Source organism: Levilactobacillus fuyuanensis, from assembly GCF_003946395.1.
Lineage (GTDB): Bacteria > Bacillota > Bacilli > Lactobacillales > Lactobacillaceae > Levilactobacillus > Levilactobacillus fuyuanensis.
The window spans coordinates 1-18,858 of sequence record NZ_RHNZ01000017.1; the positions used below are offsets into that span (position 1 = coordinate 1).

Here is an 18,858-nt window from a genome sequence, read left to right on the forward strand (position 1 = left end):
TTCATGGCCTTTTTGACTAGTCTGAATAAAGAACTGGTCTAGTAGAGCAGGTGTTGCACTTCAATTTTAAATCGAGGAATCAAAAAAATGAGACAGATTCTGCGATTTTTGCATTAGTAATAAGTACAGGATGTCTTTCAACGAAATCGTACGCAAAAAAATCGGCACCTACCAGAAAAATCCGGCAGATGACGATTATCACAAATTATAAAGTTTAGTCACCACAAACGTCAACATGGCATAAAATCTACCACACTTAGTGACAACCCATGAGACCCGACGAATAACGGCGCAATTCCAGTAATGGTGAGCCGGAGGAGGCCAGGATGGAGCCGGCTGTGACGATGGTGTTAGACCGGGCGCTTGGTTCTCCCCGGCCTTACAGCATGGGACGAGCTTTAAGCCGTGCGAATTTCACGGCTTAAAGTCGAGGTAAGAGACCGCTTCTCAGGCTCTTGCCGGTCCCCACAGCAGGCGCAATCCTGGCAGCCGCAGGCGGCAAAACCAGTCTGCCTTAAACCAAATTATTCGTGCCGCGCCTCATAGGTGTCGCAGCTTTGGATGACACACAATAGGCCCGTGTCGAATTGGAACTCGCCCGATCCGCCCACAAACTCATTGCTAGCGAAAGAAATGGGGTACGGAATTGGCTCGTTGTGGAGTTGGTATTTTTCATTAGTCAGGCTTAAATGGTCAATGGGCGTCAGCGGAATGAAGGCCAGATAGTTCTTATCGGCTTCTTTCTCCACCGTGTAATGCCCCGGCAAATAAAACGAAATCGTATTCTGTTTGTCAATCAACCGAATTCGGCTGGCATACCGCTTATACTCCGGCTGGAGCACGATAAAGAGGTTTGCTAGGAAATGGTCTAGCCGGCCACCCGTTGCGCCGTAGATGTCGATTTTATCGGCACCGTAGTCGTTTAACGCAACCGAAACGGCGAGCTGGGTGTCCGTATAGTCCTTTTCCGGCTGTGACTGACGAATATCCTTCACGTTGCGCCGAACCCGTTGGAGTTCTGGTGCTTGTAAGGAATCAAAGTCGCCAATCGCGGCCACCGGCTGAATATTCTGATCGATTAACCGTAACGTCCCCCGATCAACGCCAATCCAGGAGCCGTCAATTTTCCGTGCACGTAGGTCGTCCGGCCATTCAGCCTTGGGCCCACCCACGAGGAGATTGAACGTTCCGCCCCGTGGCACTATTTCGTCGCTGCTTTCAAGGCATTGATGCGTGCAACCGGGTCATCGGCGTTGAAAACATAAGACCCAGCTACGGCAACCGTTGCCCCAGCATTGGCACAGTCAACGACCGTCTTGTCATTGACCCCACCGTCAACTTCGATATCAAAGTCGTAACCCTTGGCCTTCTTGATGGCATCGAGTTGGGCGATCTTTTCAACCGTGCTGTGTAAGAACTTCTGACCACCAAAGCCGGGGTTGACCGTCATCACGAGGACTTGGCCAACCATGTCTAAGACGGGTTCGATAGCGGAAACGGGGGTCCCAGGGTTGATGACAACTTCTGGGGTAACACCGGCGTTTTGAATCATTTGTAAGGCCCGGTGAATGTGTGGCGTTGCTTCGACGTGAACCCCGATGATATCGGCGCCGGCCTTGGCAAAGTCATCAACGTAACGTTCTGGGTTTTGAACCATCATGTGCACGTCTAAGACCATCTTCGTGATTGGACGAATAGCCTTGACCCAACCGGGACCGTAAGACAATGCTGGGACGAAGTTACCGTCCATGATGTCGATGTGTAAGACTTCGGCACCGGCCTTGTCGACCATTTCGATATCTGGTTGTAAATTGACGTAATCTGCACTTAAGATTGATGGCGCTACTTTAATCATAAATTCTATTCCTCATTTCTTTTTATTGTAAACAGGTTTTTGATTCTTTAACAACGTGAGTAATTGCAGATATGTGTCATAACGACTCTGCATGAACTTACCGGCTTCAATGCCGTCTTTGACCGCACAACCGGGCTCGTTCAGATGGACACACCCGCGGAAACGACACTCGCGAGAGGCCAACGCGAACTCGGGGAAGAATTGTCCCAACTCGCGGTAACCAATGGTCAACGTGTCGTAAGATGAAAATCCAGGCGTATCCGCCACCAGACCACCCGCAACGGGCATCAGGCTGACCTTCCGGGTCGTATGTTTCCCCCGATTCAAGGCCGTGGAGATTTCACCAGTCGCTAACGTCAGGTCCGGTGAAATGTGGTTCAGCAACGTTGACTTGCCGGCACCGGTTTGGCCCATAATGACCGTGACCTTGTCGGCTAGTAAGCCCCGCAACTCGTCCAAGCCACTCTCCGCAAACGGTTCACGGGTCAGGCAGACATCGTAACCGATCTGCCGGTATCCCGCCGCCAACGTCTCGAATTCCTGATAACGTTCATCGGGAATCAGGTCGGTCTTGGTGAAGTAGATGACTGGCGTGATGTTGCTGATCTCTAGGGCAATCAACTGCCGGTCCAGTAGGTTCGTGGAAAATTCGGGCGACGCTACCGCCGTCACGACGACACCCTGATCGATGTTAGCCACTGGTGGCCGGGTCAATGCGTTATCCCGGGGAAGAATCTCTAAAATATATCCTTCCTTGGGTGATGAGCTTTCAAACTGTACGCGATCCCCAACAAGCGGCGTAATTCGCCGTTTCCGGAAATTTCCGCGTGCACGGGTTCGATACATCTCGCCGTCACTGAAGACGTCGTAAAAGCCGCTCAGTGATTGACGAATTTGTCCCTCTGACATGCAGCACCTCCTTATTCTTTTTTCCAGTGTTTCCTTGCATTTAGCACTTTAAACAATTCGCCTTACCGGGCGGTGAAAATAGGCCGGGACGCGGTGGGCGGACGCCCGGAGCCACAGTGCGGTCTCCGGGCTTGCCTTTGAACCTCTGAGAACCGAGTTTCAAAGCCACCAATTATCTAAGCGGTAAACCGCTTAGATAATTCCCACGGCTGAGCCTATTTTCACCGCCCTCACGGCTGACACTGGTTTACCGTGCAGAATGCAAAGTAAACCGAACAGCCACCTTAAATCTGCGAAACCACTTACACACATCCAGCGGACAGCTGGTTGCAAGGTTGCCTTTGCCCGCTTTCCTTGAAAATTTGATAACAAAAAACTCAGTCCTTTATTATTATAAAAGAACTGAGCTATAAATGCAGGTTTTTTCCTTAATTTTTCGAGACGTGATTGTCTGAAGCGACCACGTGACCATCTCTGACGACCTTGTAGGCCCCAGATTTGCCCGATGCTACTGCGAATGGCAACGTGACGGTTGTGTCCGCCGTGATCGTCATTTGTTTGTAAATCGAGCTTAACGAGTGGTCCTGATCCTTCAAGTAGATCTGAACCAGGTTACTGTCACTGCTACTGGACGAAGCGCTACTAGAAGACTCGTCGTCGCCTTCGCTCTCGTCATCGGTCGAGCCACTGTCGAATGGAATCTTCACGTTCACGCTGAACTCATCGACACTAGAACTACTCTCACTCTGTGAACCGCGCGACACGGCCAGAGTGATCTCGTCACCTTCCTGAACAACGGCACCCTCACCCGGCGACTGCCGAATGATGCAGCCTTTGTCCACATCGCTCGAATAAGCGTACTGGAAGGCAAGGTTTAAGTTGTGATTCGTGGCGTAGCTCTGCGCTTGCCGTTTGGTCTTGTTAGTCAAGTCAGCCAACGTGACCGTTTCTGACCCCGTAGAGACTGTGAAAGTGATGTCCGTTTTGCTTGGTACCACGCTCTTACCGGCTAAGACACTCTGCTGCATGATCTTACCGGCAGGAACGCTGGTTGAGTGGACCGATTCCCGGTGAACTGCAAAGCCCAATGCCTCCAGCTTGGCAGCCGTGCTGGCATACGAATCACCCTGATAGTCATCAACCTTGTAGCGCTTGGGACCGGTACTGATCCACAGATCAACCACCGTATTTTGCTTTAATTGCGTCCCCGAGCGTGGTTCCGTTCGCGCAACTCGATGAATCTTCACGGTAGCACTCGACGTCTTGTGCACGGTGCCTACCTTGAGTTTGGCAGAGACCAGTGCACTACGCGCAGCAGTCTCCTTGTCGCCGACCACGTTTGGTACATTAGTCATCTGAGGTCGGAAAAGCGCCATGCCGATGAAGATTCCCAAAATAATCAGGAAGATAATTCCACCCGCAATCAGGAATTTACGCCGACGAGGATGCCGATACTTCTTGCGTTTCTTCTTCCCTGTCGACTGATCATTGGCCGCTGTTGCATCTTTGGTGGCCGCCTCTGCCGTCTCCTCACCAGTTGGCTTAGCGATAGCGTGAGGCACTGCCGCGGCACTCAGCGCACTGGCTGGTAGGACCTTGGTCTCGCCGTCGTCATTTTCCGCCGGCCTGAACCGTAGCTCGCCAGCTCGTTTAGGTGACAACGACGTGGCCAGATCATCCGCCATACTCGCCACATCCGTGTAACGGTCGGCTGGCCGTTTCGATGTGGCCTTCAGCACCACGTTTTCCAACGCTTGTGGAATCCGTGGGTCGATGTCTCTGACCGATGGAATCTCCGACTGGAAGTGCTTCAGGGCAATTGATACGGCAGTTTCACCCTCGAAGGGCACCGTTCCCGTCAGTAATTCGTAGAGAATGATCCCCAGCGAATAGATGTCGGACTGCTTGGTCGCCATCCCCCCGCGTGCCTGTTCAGGCGACAGGTAGTGAACCGAGCCCAGCACCGTATTCGTCTGTGTGAGGCTGTGTTCGGACAAAGCCACGGCGATCCCGAAGTCGGTAATCTTAGCGACCCGATTTTCATCGATCAGGATATTTTGCGGCTTGAGATCCCGATGAATAATGTTGTGCTCATGCGCCGTCTTCACGGCATTGAGAATCTGCTCCATGATCTGAATGACTTCCTGATAGGCAATCGGGAAGTGTTTCTTGATGTAGGCTTTGAGGTCGGTCCCTTCCACGTACTCCATGACCAGGTACTGCATGCCGTTTTCTTCCCCGACATCGTAGACCTGGACGATATTATCATTGACTAACTCCGTGGCGGCAAGGGCTTCACGCTGGAACCGCCGAACAGTGCCGGGGTCATCGCGTAAATCCAAACGTAAAAGTTTGACGGAAACGTCACGGTCCAAGATCAAGTCATGTGCCAAGTAAACGTTGGCCATCCCGCCTTCACCAAGAGAGCGAATGATGCGGTAACGGCCGTTTAACGTGTAACCCGTGCGCATCAGCTCACCTCCCCATCGTGGTTAGCGATGATCAAGACGGTGATGTTATCCAAACCACCGGCGGCGTTGGCCATCTCAATCAGCCGGTCACATTTCTCCGCGGTGGTCCGCTTACTCAGTAGGACCGCTTGAATCTCTTTATCGGAGACCATGTTGGTCAGGCCGTCCGTACACAGTAACAGCTGATCGCCGGTCACGAGCGGGTAAGTCTTGAGATCAAAACGGGCATCGGTCGAGATTCCCAGTGAACGAATGATGACGTTCTTTTGGGGATGATGCTGGGCGGCTTGCTTCGTGATCTCGCCGCGTTTGACCAGCTCGTTGACCAGGGAATGGTCCTCGGTCAGCTGGCGAAATTGGCGGTCACGCAACAGGTAAGCGCGGGAGTCCCCAATACTGGCAATGACGACTTCTTCCGTAAAGTAGAGCGCGGCAACGAGGGTCGTGCCCATGCCATTCAGGTCGGCAAACTGATTGGATTTATCAATGATCGACTGGTTCTCCGCGGTAATTTCCCCGGTGATCCAGGTCCGTGCCGCAGCCGGTGTGGTCAGGTCAGTCTGCTCGAACTCGTGACCCAGGTGGGAAACGGCCATGGCACTCGCCACGTCGCCTCCCTGATGACCACCAATGCCATCAGCGATAATGGCGAGATGTTGTCCCGCCAGGTTCGTGTAAACATCCACGTAATCTTCATTATCATTGCGTTGCTTGCCGATCGACGTTCGGTATGCCACTTTCATTGCCCGTCACCCCTACTTTTTCTTACGAAATGCACTCACGAAGAACCCATCCGAATCAAAATCATCCGGGTAGATCGCTAACGTGTCCGTGCTCCGGTCATCTTTGACCTTTAATTGCGTTTCCACACGAATGGATTCGAAGTCGGGATGAGCTTCCAAGAACTTGGCAGCGACATCCGCATTTTCCGTATCCAAAATCGTGCAGGTACTGTAGACCAGAATGCCATTAGGCTTAAGCTTTTCGCTAACGGCATCCAGAATGCCCAATTGCACCTTTTGTAATTGTTGAATGTCTTGTGGAGTCTTTTCGTAACGGATTTCTGGTTTCCGCCGAATCAGACCCAGTCCAGAACAAGGCGCATCGACCAAGATCCGGTCGAATTCCTTCTTAGGAAATTGGTCGTTGATATTCCGGGCATCGAGCGCCACGGCGTCGACCCGGTCACTCACATGCATCCGGTCCGCATTCTTTTCGATCAACTTGACCTTCTTAGCGTGCAGATCAAGCGCTGTGACCTTCCCACCGGAATGGGCATCGAGTAAGGCCGCAATCTGTGTGGTCTTCCCACCGGGAGCGGCACAGGCGTCCAGCACTTGATCGCCGGGACGGACCTGTAAGGCCTCAACGGGTAACATCGCACTCTCATCTTGAATCGTCAGCTCGCCAGTTTCAAACACATTGCTCTGGTTGGCTGCCTTATCGGTCAAACGAAAGGCGTTGCCGGCAACAACACTAGGCGTTACCGTGTAGCCTTGGGCAACCAAGGATTGTTCTACTTCTTCGACCGTAGCAACCGCCGTGTTGACCCGAACGGATTGCGCGGCTGGTTGGTTGATGGTTTCTAAAATGCTGACGGCCTTGTCATCGCCGACCTGCTTTTGAATCGCCGTGACCAACCATTCAGGGACGGAATATTTCAGGCTCAAGCGCTTCACGGGATCCTTGATTTCATTGACGTCAGGTAAACCCTGACGATCCATGGCATGCAAGACACCGGTCACAAAACGCCGAATCCCTTCGTGACCCCGGTCCTTGGCCAACTGAATGGCTTCATTGAAGATAGCCCGCTTGGGCACACGGTCCAAGTAGAGTCCTTGATATAAAGCGACCAATAGCGTCATTTTGACCCAAGGTAAGACCTTCTGGTTAGGCTTCACGAAACCTTCCAGATAGTATTCCAACGTTAACTGATGTTGGATGGTCCCGTAGACCAAGTTGGTCACGAAACGACGGTCAACGTCGCTCAAGTTGTGACTCTCCAAAGTTGTTTCCAATTGTAAGTTTGAGTAAGCCCCGTTGGCCACACGTGTCAGTGCTTCTACGGCCAGAGCGCGGGGAGTTGTATTTTTTGTCATTATTCAGCCACCTGTTCGCCAATTGTCAGTGCATCGCTAGTTCCGTTCAGAAAGTCGGTGATACTTAACTTCGGCTTACCGGCGGGTTGAATCTCATTTAAAGCTAAAACGCCATGGTCACCGGTCGCAATCGCCAAGTGGTGCTTGTCGTGGCTAACCAGTGAACCGGGGGCCATCTCGGTCGTCTCGTCCAAAACGGTCACGTCCCACAGCTTGGTCCGCACGCCGTTCAAGAAAATATGCGCGATGGGTGCTGGCCGCAAAGCGCGAACCTTGCAGTCAATCATGTGGGCGCTCAGGTTCAAGTCGATCCGTTCCTCATCGGACTTGATAGTCGGTGAAAAGCTGACCTTGTCCTCATCCTGAGGAACCGGCGCGATTTCACCGGCCAGCAACTTCGGCAACGTCTCCAATAGGAGGTCGCGACCCAGATCACTTAATTTATCGAACATAGAGCCCACGTCATCCTGGTCGGTAATTGGAATTGCCCGTTGTGCCAGGACAGCCCCGGCATCCATCTTCTTTTCCATAAACATGATGGACACCCCGGTCTCCTTGTCGCCATTCATGATGGCGTAGTGAACTGGCGCACCACCGCGATACTTCGGTAACAGGGAAGCGTGAACGTTCACGGCCGCCACCTTAGCCGCCTTGAGCAGCTTCGTTGGCAAGAACTGCCCAAAGGCCGCCGTCACGATCAGGTCAGGGGCTAATTCGATGGCCCGTGCCATTTCGTCACTGCCGGAGATCTTTTGGGGTTGGAGCACTTCGATGTCGTGAGCCACGGCAACCTGCTTCACGGGAGAAGCGGTCAGGACGTGCTTCCGTCCCACGCGCCGGTCGGGTTGAGTCACTACGGCTAAGACGTCGTAGCCCTTTTCAATTAAGCTGCTCAGAATGGGCGCCGAAAATTCTGGCGTTCCCATAAAAATTACTGAAGTCATCGTACACCATACTTTCTTGGTTTTATTTCTCTTTTTGAATTATGTTAATTGTTTTTGATAGGTCACACGGATTCTGATCACATCTCACTGGACAGTGAAAGTTGATCTAATCTAACCACTCGCAAAATAGCAGCAAGGTGCTTAGTCACTAGTCTCATTTCTCTGTCGTGACACGCAGTTAAAGCATCCCCACTTGTCAGTCCACCTCAATCATATCAGATTGGGCGTCCATTCCCTATCACCTTTGGCAAATTAGATAGAAAACTTATTGTGTAAGGGTTCTCTTGAGAGAATTCTAGCAGAACTCAGAACAGTTTCTACCATAATCAATCGTCCATCACTGAAAACGGACAGAGTCGAATCCCTGACTTCATGTAGCACTTGCCAGTCTATCTCGTTTCCAACGGTGGTAAACCTCAGCCGTGAGGGTGGCCTGGTAGTGGCTCAGTGGTATCGTTTGTCTAAGTGGCGCGATTTTCGCCACTTAGACAAACGACAAGCTTTAAGACCCACGTTTCTTGTGGGGCTTAAAGTTGTGCCCACCACGTTCCAGTATCTACGAGCCCACCGGTAAGGCGCCGGTCATCGTCTACCAGAAAACAGACAACCAGCTACATGAAATTCATGGGTTCGGAATCGATGGTGACGGAGAGGCCGTGCCGTGCCGGCACCTGTGCCGCCTGCCGGATCTGTTCCAGCACTGGCCGTAGTTGCGGCTCTCGCTTGTATTTAATCACCACTTGATAGTAGTACTTCCGCTTGACCCGTGCAATCGCCTTGGGCGTGGGGCCGAGAACAATAGCGTCCTTACTGAGTCCCTGCTTCAGCGCATCCACGATCTGATACATGGCCTTCGCCGCCACGGCTTCCTCCTCGTGACTGGCCGTCAGCTGTACCGCAAAGTAATACGGCGGGTAACTTCCCTGATGGCGCATGTGCATTTCCGTCACAAAGAAGCGTTCATAGTCCTGACTCTGCGCCAACTGAATCGCGTAGTGATCCGGGTTAAACGTCTGAATGTAGACCTCACCGGGCTTGGTTGCCCGACCGGCCCGGCCACTGACCTGCGTCAATAGCTGAAACGTACGCTCGCTGGCCCGAAAATCCGGTAATCCCAGCGCAGTATCGGCGTTCAACACGCCGACCAACGTGACATTAGGGAAATCCAGCCCCTTGGCGATCATCTGCGTCCCCAGTAAAATATCGGCCTTGTGCTCGCCGAATTGCCGAAGAATTCGCTCGTGCGCACCCTTACGTCGCGTGGAGTCCACGTCCATCCGCAAGATTCTCGCAGTAGGCAGTAACTTTTCCAAAGCCTGTTGCACCTTCTGTGTTCCCGTACCATAGTACCGAATCTTCTTGCTATGACAGTTGGGACACACGTGTGGAATGGCCTCTTCATGCCCACAGTAGTGGCATTTCATGCTGTGGGTATCCATGTGGAGCGTCAATGAAATATCGCAATTCGGACACTTTAAGACGAAGCCACAGTCCCGACACATCACAAACGACGAGTACCCCCGCCGGTTGAGCATCAAGACAATCTGTTCGTGACGGTCGAGTCGTTCTTGAATGGCTGTCATCAGGGGTTCGGAAAAGTCACTATCGCCTTGCTGCTTTAACTGTTCACGCATATCGACAATGTGGACGGTTGGCATGGGTTGGGCCTTGGCTCGCTTTGAAAGAACCAGTCGGGTGTACAACCCTTTTGCCGCCCGAGCCCGCGTCTCTAGTGACGGCGTAGCACTACCCAAGACGACCGGGCAATGGTGATACTGACCGCGCCAAAGCGCAACGTCTCTGGCATGATACCGTGGATTCTCATCCTGTTTATAACTACTTTCATGTTCCTCATCCATGATGATGATGCCGAGATTCTCGACCGGCGCAAAGACGGCGGAGCGGGCACCAACGACTACCGTGGCCTCACCGCGGTCAATACGGCGCCATTCGTCGTACTGTTCACCCTTGGATAACCCGCTGTGGAGGACCGCCACCCGCTGGCCGAACCGGGCTTTAACCCGGTTGACCATTTGCGGTGTGAGAGCAATTTCGGGTACCAGCATCAACGCCGTACGTCCCTGTTGCAGGGCCTGCGCGATACTTTGCAAGTAGACCTCAGTCTTCCCGCTTCCGGTGACTCCCTCGACCAAGAAATTCTCAGTCTTCTGGCCGTCAATGGCTTGCGTGATTCGGTCCACAGCGACTTGTTGTTCCGGATTCAGCTTTAAAGGCTGGGTCGGCGTGACTGGCTGGTGGAAAGGATCGCGGTAAACTTCGAGCGTGCTCTTGGTCAGCCACCCCTTATCAGCAGCCGTGCCGATAACCGCTGGCGTGACCCCAGCTTTTTTCGCCACAGTGGCCTGGGCAACGACCTTGTCCGCCGGCATCTGAGCCAAGTAGGCCAATAATTCAGCTTGCTTGGGTGCGCGCTTAGCCACTTCACCGGCAATCTCTTGGAGCTTGGCCGGTGTCAAGGCTGGCGTGATTCCGGTGGTCGTCTTGGCGGCCGCCTTATCCTTGACCTCGTAGACAACCTCGACCTTACCCGCCCGCTGTAATTTCAACAGACCGGCAACCGTGGCATCGTCGAGCTTTGTCGCATCAAAGTCACGCGGCGCACCTTCTGGAAAATACGTGGCCATTTCTTCCGGTGTCAGTGTGGTTGTCGGTTGCACTTGCCGTTTCGGTTGGGTCTTTAACAGGTTGGGTAGCATCGTTTGAATACAGGTGATCCGAAAGGCGTAGGTCGTATTGGCCAGCCAATCGGCCAGCTGACGCAGCTCCGTGTTTAAAACGGGTACGAGGTCAAGCACGGTCTCAATCGGTTTTAGTTTGCCATCAAAATTGGTGACGTCGTTCAACCCGACGACCACGCCTGAGACTAGGCGGTGACCACGACCAAACGGCACGATCACGCGCATCCCCACCTGTACCTGATGCTCCAGCTCGGCCGGAATCGCGTAGGAATACGGATCATTCGTCTGCATAGTTGGAACATCCACTAAAATTTGGCCAATCTGGGCCATGGTTGTCACCTCACTTCGTTGCTAAAATTGTGGCGAGTTTCGCGACCAGTGCCGCCGCAATCCGTGTCTTACTGGTCTTGGGTGTCTGATCACTGACCCCGTCGGCCTGGATAAACGTGACCTGGTTGTCATCGCTGTTAAAGCCGATGTCGGCACGGGAAACGTCGTTGGCGGCCAATAGATCTAACGACTTACTATCGAGCTTGTGTTGGGCATTAGCGAGTAAATTCTGCGTCTCCGCAGCAAAGCCCACCGTCACCTGATCCGCACGCTTGATTTTGGCGACTTCGGCCAGGATGTCCGGTGTTTTTTTCAATTTTAAAATTAATTCATCATTATCTTTAGTTTTCTTGATCTTCTGATCGGCAGTCGTCAGTGGCTGGAAATCGGCCACGGCCGCGGCCATCACAAGCGCATCCGCCTCAGGAAAACGCGTTAGGACCGCGTTCGCCAAGTCCGTTGTACTTTGGATAGGCACGACAGTCACACCAGCGGGTGGCGTCAACCGCGTCGGCGCAGTGATCAATGTCACGTTGGCCCCCGCTTGCTGGGCGGCCGCGGCTACCGCGTACCCCATCTTACCGGAAGAATCATTGGTTAAGAAGCGCACGGGATCGAGACGTTCACGCGTCCCACCGGCCGTGACAATGACCGACTTTCCTTGCAGTGTCTGAGGGGTAAAGAGAGCTAACTGACCGATTTGACGGACGATTTCGATGGGCTCCAGGAAGCGCCCCGTACCGGAATACCCTTCGGCCAACGCCCCAGTGGCGGGCATTAAGACGGTCACACCGTCAGCAATCAGTTGTTGCCGATTGCGTTGGGTCACGGCAGCCTGCCACATATGGCTGTTCATGGCCGGCACCACGATCTTAGGTGCGCTAGTCGCCAACCAGGTCGCACTGGCCACGTCATCGGCTAGTCCGTTGGCAAACTGAGCCATTAGGTTCGCAGAGGCCGGGGCCGCAATGGCGAGGTCGGTCCAATCAGCCAACTCGACGTGGGCAATCTGACCATCGTCGCGCCACCAGGTGGCATCGGTCAGCACCGGTTGCTTGGTCAGGGCCGCAAAGGTCGCGGGTGTCACAAATTTGGCGGCGGCTTGGGTCAGAACGATTCGCACGGTCGCGCCGGCACGTTGGAGCTCGCGGGCAAGCGTCGCGGCCTTATAAGCTGCGACACTCCCGCCGATGGTTAACGTCACATGTTTCCCTTCAAACATACTTTCCCTCCGTTCGCATTTTAGCAATAGTTAAAAAAAGCCAGATTACCCAACGGCAACCTGGTCTTTTCTGAAATGCCCGTGTTAGGCGTTCAAATCCTTTTCGTCCGGATCGATCATTAAAGCACCGGCCGCAATTTCTTCGAGGGCCCGGCCAATCGTCTTAGGCGACTTGTAGTCGGTCAACAGTGGCTTAGCGCCGGCATCAAGTTCATGTGCCCGCTTGCTAGCCAACATAATCAAAGAATACCGTGAATCCACTTGTGCCAATAAATCATCAACTGAGGGATAAAGTAGCATTATTTATTCGTCTCCAATCATTTGTTCGTAATCCGGCATGACCCGGGTTACCCGTAACCGTTCACTGCGAATAATCATTTGAATCCGATCAACTGCCTTGTTGACTTCGTCGTTTACCACGGCGTAGTCGTAGTTGCGCATCATTTGAATTTCACCAACGGCCTTCTTGATTCGTTTGTTAATGACGTCCATGGCGTCAGTTCCTCGACCAATCAACCGGTGCTTCAATTCCATCAAGTCAGGCGGCGTCAAGAAAACAAAGACAGCATCGGGACAATTTGCCCGAACCTGCATAGCACCGTTGACTTCGATCTCCAAGAAAACATCCTTGCCTTGATCCAAGGTCTCATTAACATATTTTAACGGGGTGCCATAGTAGTTGTCAACATACTTGGCGTATTCCAGCATCTGTCCGGTCCGAATGTTCTCTTCAAATTCCTCTTTGGAGACGAAGTAATAGTCGACACCGTTGACTTCGCCTTCACGCGGTTTCCGCGTTGTCATCGAAATGGAGTAAGAAAAGTCGGTCGCGCCGGTCTCAAACAATGCCTTACGCACCGTTCCCTTACCAACACCGGATGGACCTGAAAGCACAATGAGCATTCCACGTTTAGCCATCGTTTAAAAATCCCTTCAATAAAAATTTAATTATGACACCGTCACCACTGGCCACCGTGTCGTTTAAAGTCAATCATCTTTGACTTCAGCTATAATCTATAGGTTACTATATTACCACTATTTAGGAAGAAATACTCCCCTTAGCACCGAAAACGTTGAAAAAAGTCCGGCTCGACGCTTGAAACAGCTGTTCGGGGCGGCATCCCCCGTTTCCATACCGAAGTCTATCCCATTATCAAACTTATTCAAAATAGAGAATACTAGACAATCTCGCAAACAGTTGGTATCACTGGTCTGACTGATCGTTAGCCACCTGAAAGATTAAGATAATCGCAAATCACGAGAAAAAAGACTTGCAATATCAAACACGTGTTCGTATAATGAAAATACAAACAAACGTTCGAGGTGATCAGCATGCAAAACTTAATTACTAATGGCACGACTGCCCTGTCTGATCGGGTAGCAATAGCGTACAAAGAACTCTTCAGTGACTTGCCAGTGATTAACGGTCAAGTCGTTTATCCGCAGATGCCCGCCTTCCAATTAACTTATTTTATTCAGCAAGCACTCGACCGACACTATTTAGTTCGAATTCAATTTAAGGCTGCTACGGATGTGGCCCCTGCCACAGTCATCGGCCATCTGAAAGCAGACGCCGCTGGTCACCTTATCCTCAAGCAGAGCCGGACCCTAACGACCATCGTTACACCCGGTCTCTTACGTTCGGTTCAACGTGCTCGGTAAAAAAATTATAATTACAAAGTCCCTCTGGAACAGCTCAGGTTTACGATAAGCTCTCCGGAGGGACTTTTTTCTTATTCCGAATAGAAAAACTGATCTCACTCAGATTGTCTGAACGAGGTCAGTCCTGTAAAATTAATTATCACTTAGCGTGAGTTCTGCGCCACTGTGAAGCGGCGAGGCTCAAGCCTAGGATTAAGAAACCAACCAGTATGGCTAACAAGCTACGTTGACCATTAGTTCGTGGCAAGTAGCTGTTGCCGTTAGTGTGATGCTTAACAGTCTTAGAAGCCGTGTTAGCCGTTGTTCCAGCTGCGGTTCCACCGCTGCGTGGTGTGTTAGAGCTAGAATTGCTGGACGCCACGTTAGCTACTGTGGTGCGCTTGGCTTTGGTGGATGAAGTGCTTGTGGAACTAGTGTTGGAGCTGCTAGAACTTGATGATTTGCTTGATGTGGATAGGTTACTCGACTCTGAAGAAGAATGGCTCGAGCTAGAAGAGGGCGTAACAATAGGTGTAGAACCACCATCCGAAGTGTTAGATTCATCCTGCTGCGTAACATTAACCGTATCACTGCCATTTTCAGGGACAATTGCTTGAACCTTTTGGGAGTTAATCTTGTAGCCATCTGGTGCCGTAGTTTCTTCAAAGTAATAAGTTCCAGCATTCAAACCAGAAACTTTTAACTCACCCTTGTCGTCAGTTTTCAAATTATCCTGAAGAACGTTTCCATCTGCATCCTCTAAATTATAGACAGCATTAGCTAAAAGCTTTTTGCCTGTTTTATCGGTTTTAGTCAAAATAACTGACGTTTGCTGATCCTCTGTCGTTTCTTCTATTGGTGAAAAATCGGTAGATGCTTGCACAACAACGTCATGCTTAGTAGGACTAACAAGATAACCATCTGGCGCCTTAGTTTCTTGATAGTAATAATCCCCTGGTGCCATATAGGACCACGTTATCTGCCCGGCGTCATTCGTTGTCGCAGTGTAAGTTTCATCCGTATCATTTTTATTGGTTAAGGTATACTCAGCCCCCGCTAACGGCTGACCATCTGCACCAGTCTTGGTTAATATAATATTCTGTCGATAATAACCATTGATAAGTGCCGTACCACCCCAATAAGTATCCGCATTCGTATCAATTGGAGTTTCGGCTGTTCCTGGACCTGGTTTTCCATCTTCTCCAGTAGATCCATTGTCACTAGTTAGCTGAACATTATTTGTGAAATATCCCCCGGATCCTGCAAGGCCCGGCGTCACTTTTGTTTGATAATAAATTTCTATTTTTTTAGAATTGATATTGGTAAACGAAAAAGTAATTTTCTTACCGTTCACCGAATGAGATAACGTTGTATCCTTATCAATCTCCGGTGAATATTCATATACACTATCATCTTTACCACCGGGATACGTAGTTTTAACATATCTTGTAATCTTGTCAAAAGTCTGATTATCCCCCAACGTATCTACTAAGGTAACCCTACCCATGTCAGCATATTGCAAATTGAATACAATATCCCAAGTGATGGTAGTCGGTAAGACTTTTTCGCTACTAGTGTCAGACCATCCCACTTTGTTAACTACCATTTTGCCGTCTGAAGAACCATCGCCCTCAGAACCACTTCCCTTTACAACAAATTGAAGTGACCCGGTCCGACCAACATTCGTTTTTGCCAATCTATCATTGAACTGAATATATGCCTTAGGATCATGTGAATCGTCAATATAAAAATCTCCAACTTTGTTTTTACTATCCGTACTGCTGAAGACATCAACGTGATTCTGCTGTGTAGTATTGCTTCCATTAGGTAAAGTGACAGCAACAGTGTCGCCATCATGAATAGCAACATCATCATTAACTCCCCAATTGTAGGTTAGCTGATAATTATTTCCTGACAGCAAGTTAGTGATATCTGATGGATCAGCAAACTGTCCATGGCCCATCCCTAATTGAATAGTCGCAGGTGCATTCAGGCCAGTGGTATCATCCGTAGTTACCGCATGAGCATTCATCTGACCACCGCCGACTAAAATAAGCAACCCAACTAACAAACTAAATCCTAAAATCCCAATTCTTTTCCACATGCCGCACACCTCTACCCCATTTTTGTTTGCTAAATCAATTATATATCAATCTTTAATCTAATTTAAGGGGTAATTTGTAATAGTATTAAACTAAGCTGAACACAATAATAAAAGCTGTTATCAATCACCTGATAACAGCTTTATTATACACCGATTAGTTTTTAGCTTTGCGATGAGAGTCCTTGACCTCACCGGCTAATTTCAATAATTCATGTGCATGTTCCAACGCGAGCTTCGTCACCTGAGTGCCGGCTGACATTCGGGCCAATTCATCCACTCGGCTGGATTCGTCCAAACGCGTCAGAGAGGTTTCGGTGCGGTCCGCCACAACCTGCTTGGCAATGAAATAATGGTGATCGGCCATCGCAGCGACTTGTGGTAAGTGCGTGATACAGAGCACCTGCGAGGCCTGAGCAATCCCACTGATCTTTTCGGCAATGGCCTGCGCCACCCGACCGCTGACACCGGTATCGACCTCATCAAAGATAATTGAGGTGATCCCCTGTGACTCGGAGAAAATCGTCTTCAACGCCAGCATAATCCGAGACAGCTCCCCACCAGACGCGATCTTGGCTAGTGGGCGCATGGCTTCTCCCGGGTTGGTCCGCAGGTAGAATTCCACGTGATCTAACCCAGTACTCATCAACGACTGGGTCTTGGAACGGGTGAAATGCACAGCAAAGACGGTCTTATCCATATAGAGATCCGCCAATTCACCATGAATGGCTTTTTCCAAGCGTTTAGCAGCCTCTTGCCGAGCCTTGCTTAACTTCTCTGCTAACTTCAACAGCACGGATTCCTGACTGGCAACCCGATCTTCCAGGTCGTCCGCTGTCTCATCGGTTGACTGCATCTGCTTGAGTTCCGCGGCAATCTTGTCATAGTAACTGAGCACCTGTTCTTCGGAATCGCCGTACTTGCGCTTCAACTGATTGATCACGTCCAAGCGTCGTTCGATCTCATCTAAACGGCCCTCGTCCCATTCCAACAAATCTAGCTGAGAGGACACATCCCCCACGGCATCGCTCAGCGCGTAGTAGGCCGTTTCTAGACTGGCCGCAATCTGCTTAAATGCCGGATCAAAATCGGCAATGGCCTGCATCGATTGCATGGCACTTCCAATCTGATCATTCGCGCCGGCACTGGTCTCCTCACCGGTCAAAATGACCTGCGTCTGTTGCAGGGCATCGTTGATCTTTTGGAAATTATCCAACCGGTCACGCTCCGCCACCAACTCATTTTCTTCACCAGCCTGAAGCTGAGCCGTTTCAATCTCGTTAACCTGAAACTTTAACATGTCGAGGTGTTGGGCCCATTCCTTCTCGTTTGCCCGCCGGCTCTCCAGCGTCGCCTTGAGTTGCGTGTATGCCGCGTATTTTTGCGTGTAGTCCTCGCGTAACTTGGCCACTTTGTTTCCGGCGAACTCATCCAGCATTCCCAAGTGCTTCTCTGGTTGCATCAGTTCTTGATGCTCGTTTTGACCGTGGATATCGACCGCCGTTTCACCGATTCGCTTCAGGGTACTGGTATTGACCAGCATGCCATTCACGCGACAGGTGTTGCGGCCATTGGCGTGAATCTCCCGCTGGAGAATCACGCTACCATCGTCATGATCGATGCCCAATTCGTCCAACACCCGGTAGGTCGTCCCTCCGGTCGGAAAAACAAAGCTTCCCTGGATGATAGCCTTGTCGGTACCCGTCCGCACAAAGCTGGCCGAACCGCGACCACCCGCCAGCAAGCCCACGGCGTCAATGATGATTGACTTCCCGGCACCGGTCTCCCCGGTCAAGACGGTCATGCCATTTTTAAAAGCCACATCCAGTTGATCAATAATGGCAAAATTTTTAATAGACAGCTCCTGTAACACGTTCTGGCCTCCCAAATTAAAAGCAAATATATTCGTTCTCGTTAATTTTATACGTGATTTCTGAATATTAGATAACTGTATATTTCCAGTCTCTCAACTCTATTTTATAACTTTCTCGGCCAGAACACGACCCAGCCGGCAAAACTTCAGGCATCGGTAAACGCCTCGCTGAGACTAAAACGACCACAGCTGCTTCGTCAGCACTGTGCTGGTCGGTCAGTCGTGGTCGGTTTCTTAGTCCGCAATCATGCGGTCAATCGTCTCTTCTAATTGTAGTGCGCCCTTGTGGGAAACACAAACGGTCAGCACGGAACTGTCGTCACCGACCGTGCCAAACACGAACTCATAGCGCATCTGATCCAGCAGTGAGGCAATCACCGGACCGTTACCTGGCAACACCTTCAGGATAGTAAACTCACCCTGTACGGCGAAGGAGACGTAGGCGTTTTGCAAAGTCCGTTGCAGCTTCTTCTGCGTATCAATTTTCTTTTGGACCGGAAGGCTGTAACGATACCCGCCAGATTCGGCAGGTAGCTTAACCAGCTGCATCTCCTTAATGTCCCGTGAAATCGTCGCCTGCGTGACATGAATGCCATCGGCTTCCAGGAGATGGACGAAATCCTCCTGCCGTTCGATTTCTCGTGAGGTTAATAAGCGTTTGAGTAATTGCTGGCGTTCTTGCTTCTTCATACCTGGCCCCCCTTTTTCTCTGAT

At 51.0% G+C, this 18,858-nt stretch carries 15 protein-coding genes; 1 reads left to right on the forward strand and 14 read right to left on the reverse strand.

What is annotated here, in order from left to right:
- Positions 1–524 precede the first annotated feature (524 nt).
- From EKM73_RS09465 to gmk, 11 genes are all read right to left on the reverse strand, one after another.
- Positions 525–1,202, reverse strand: a complete 678-nt coding sequence (locus tag EKM73_RS09465) for a thiamine diphosphokinase (RefSeq protein ID WP_125701658.1) — start codon at positions 1,200–1,202, stop codon at positions 525–527.
- A complete protein-coding gene (gene rpe, locus EKM73_RS09470; RefSeq protein WP_020088999.1) occupies positions 1,202–1,855 on the reverse strand; it encodes a ribulose-phosphate 3-epimerase in 654 nt (217 codons plus the stop codon). The genes EKM73_RS09465 and rpe overlap by 1 nt, the downstream gene beginning before the upstream one ends.
- A gap of 12 nt (positions 1,856–1,867) precedes the next feature.
- Positions 1,868–2,764, reverse strand: a complete 897-nt coding sequence (gene rsgA, locus EKM73_RS09475) for a ribosome small subunit-dependent GTPase A (protein ID WP_125701659.1) — start codon at positions 2,762–2,764, stop codon at positions 1,868–1,870.
- 428 nt (positions 2,765–3,192) lie between these two features.
- Positions 3,193–5,235, reverse strand: a complete 2,043-nt coding sequence (gene pknB, locus EKM73_RS09480; RefSeq protein ID WP_125701660.1) for a Stk1 family PASTA domain-containing Ser/Thr kinase — start codon at positions 5,233–5,235, stop codon at positions 3,193–3,195.
- Complete coding sequence (locus EKM73_RS09485; protein WP_125701661.1) at positions 5,235–5,978, reverse strand: Stp1/IreP family PP2C-type Ser/Thr phosphatase; 744 nt, start codon at positions 5,976–5,978, stop codon at positions 5,235–5,237. The genes pknB and EKM73_RS09485 overlap by 1 nt, the downstream gene beginning before the upstream one ends.
- 12 nt (positions 5,979–5,990) lie before the next feature.
- Entirely contained in the window at positions 5,991–7,334 is a 1,344-nt protein-coding gene (rsmB, locus tag EKM73_RS09490) for a 16S rRNA (cytosine(967)-C(5))-methyltransferase RsmB (protein ID WP_125701662.1), read from the reverse strand.
- Entirely contained in the window at positions 7,334–8,278 is a 945-nt protein-coding gene (gene fmt / locus EKM73_RS09495; RefSeq protein WP_125701663.1) for a methionyl-tRNA formyltransferase, read from the reverse strand. The genes rsmB and fmt overlap by 1 nt, the downstream gene beginning before the upstream one ends.
- Before the next feature lie 611 nt (positions 8,279–8,889).
- Positions 8,890–11,307: a primosomal protein N' gene (gene priA / locus EKM73_RS09500; protein WP_125701664.1), complete on the reverse strand. Its 2,418-nt coding sequence runs from the start codon at positions 11,305–11,307 to the stop codon at positions 8,890–8,892.
- A gap of 10 nt (positions 11,308–11,317) precedes the next feature.
- Positions 11,318–12,529, reverse strand: a complete 1,212-nt coding sequence (gene coaBC / locus EKM73_RS09505; RefSeq protein WP_125701665.1) for a bifunctional phosphopantothenoylcysteine decarboxylase/phosphopantothenate--cysteine ligase CoaBC — start codon at positions 12,527–12,529, stop codon at positions 11,318–11,320.
- A gap of 84 nt (positions 12,530–12,613) precedes the next feature.
- Positions 12,614–12,829, reverse strand: coding sequence for a DNA-directed RNA polymerase subunit omega (gene rpoZ / locus EKM73_RS09510; protein WP_020089007.1), 216 nt, complete (start codon positions 12,827–12,829; stop codon positions 12,614–12,616).
- 3 nt (positions 12,830–12,832) lie between these two features.
- Positions 12,833–13,447, reverse strand: a complete 615-nt coding sequence (gmk, locus tag EKM73_RS09515) for a guanylate kinase (RefSeq protein WP_020089008.1) — start codon at positions 13,445–13,447, stop codon at positions 12,833–12,835.
- Positions 13,448–13,861: 414 nt separating this feature from the next.
- Between gmk and EKM73_RS09520 the strand changes: the two genes are divergently transcribed.
- Complete coding sequence (locus tag EKM73_RS09520) at positions 13,862–14,191, forward strand: hypothetical protein (RefSeq protein WP_125701666.1); 330 nt, start codon at positions 13,862–13,864, stop codon at positions 14,189–14,191.
- Positions 14,192–14,330: 139 nt separating this feature from the next.
- Here EKM73_RS09520 and EKM73_RS09525 read toward each other — a convergent pair whose 3' ends face one another.
- The 3 genes from EKM73_RS09525 to EKM73_RS09535 form a co-directional block, all read right to left on the reverse strand.
- Positions 14,331–16,274, reverse strand: coding sequence for an MSCRAMM family protein (locus EKM73_RS09525; protein WP_125701667.1), 1,944 nt, complete (start codon positions 16,272–16,274; stop codon positions 14,331–14,333).
- 154 nt (positions 16,275–16,428) lie between these two features.
- Positions 16,429–18,144, reverse strand: a complete 1,716-nt coding sequence (recN, locus tag EKM73_RS09530; protein WP_125701668.1) for a DNA repair protein RecN — start codon at positions 18,142–18,144, stop codon at positions 16,429–16,431.
- A gap of 234 nt (positions 18,145–18,378) precedes the next feature.
- Positions 18,379–18,834: an arginine repressor gene (locus EKM73_RS09535; protein WP_020089012.1), complete on the reverse strand. Its 456-nt coding sequence runs from the start codon at positions 18,832–18,834 to the stop codon at positions 18,379–18,381.
- Positions 18,835–18,858: the final 24 nt, after the last annotated feature.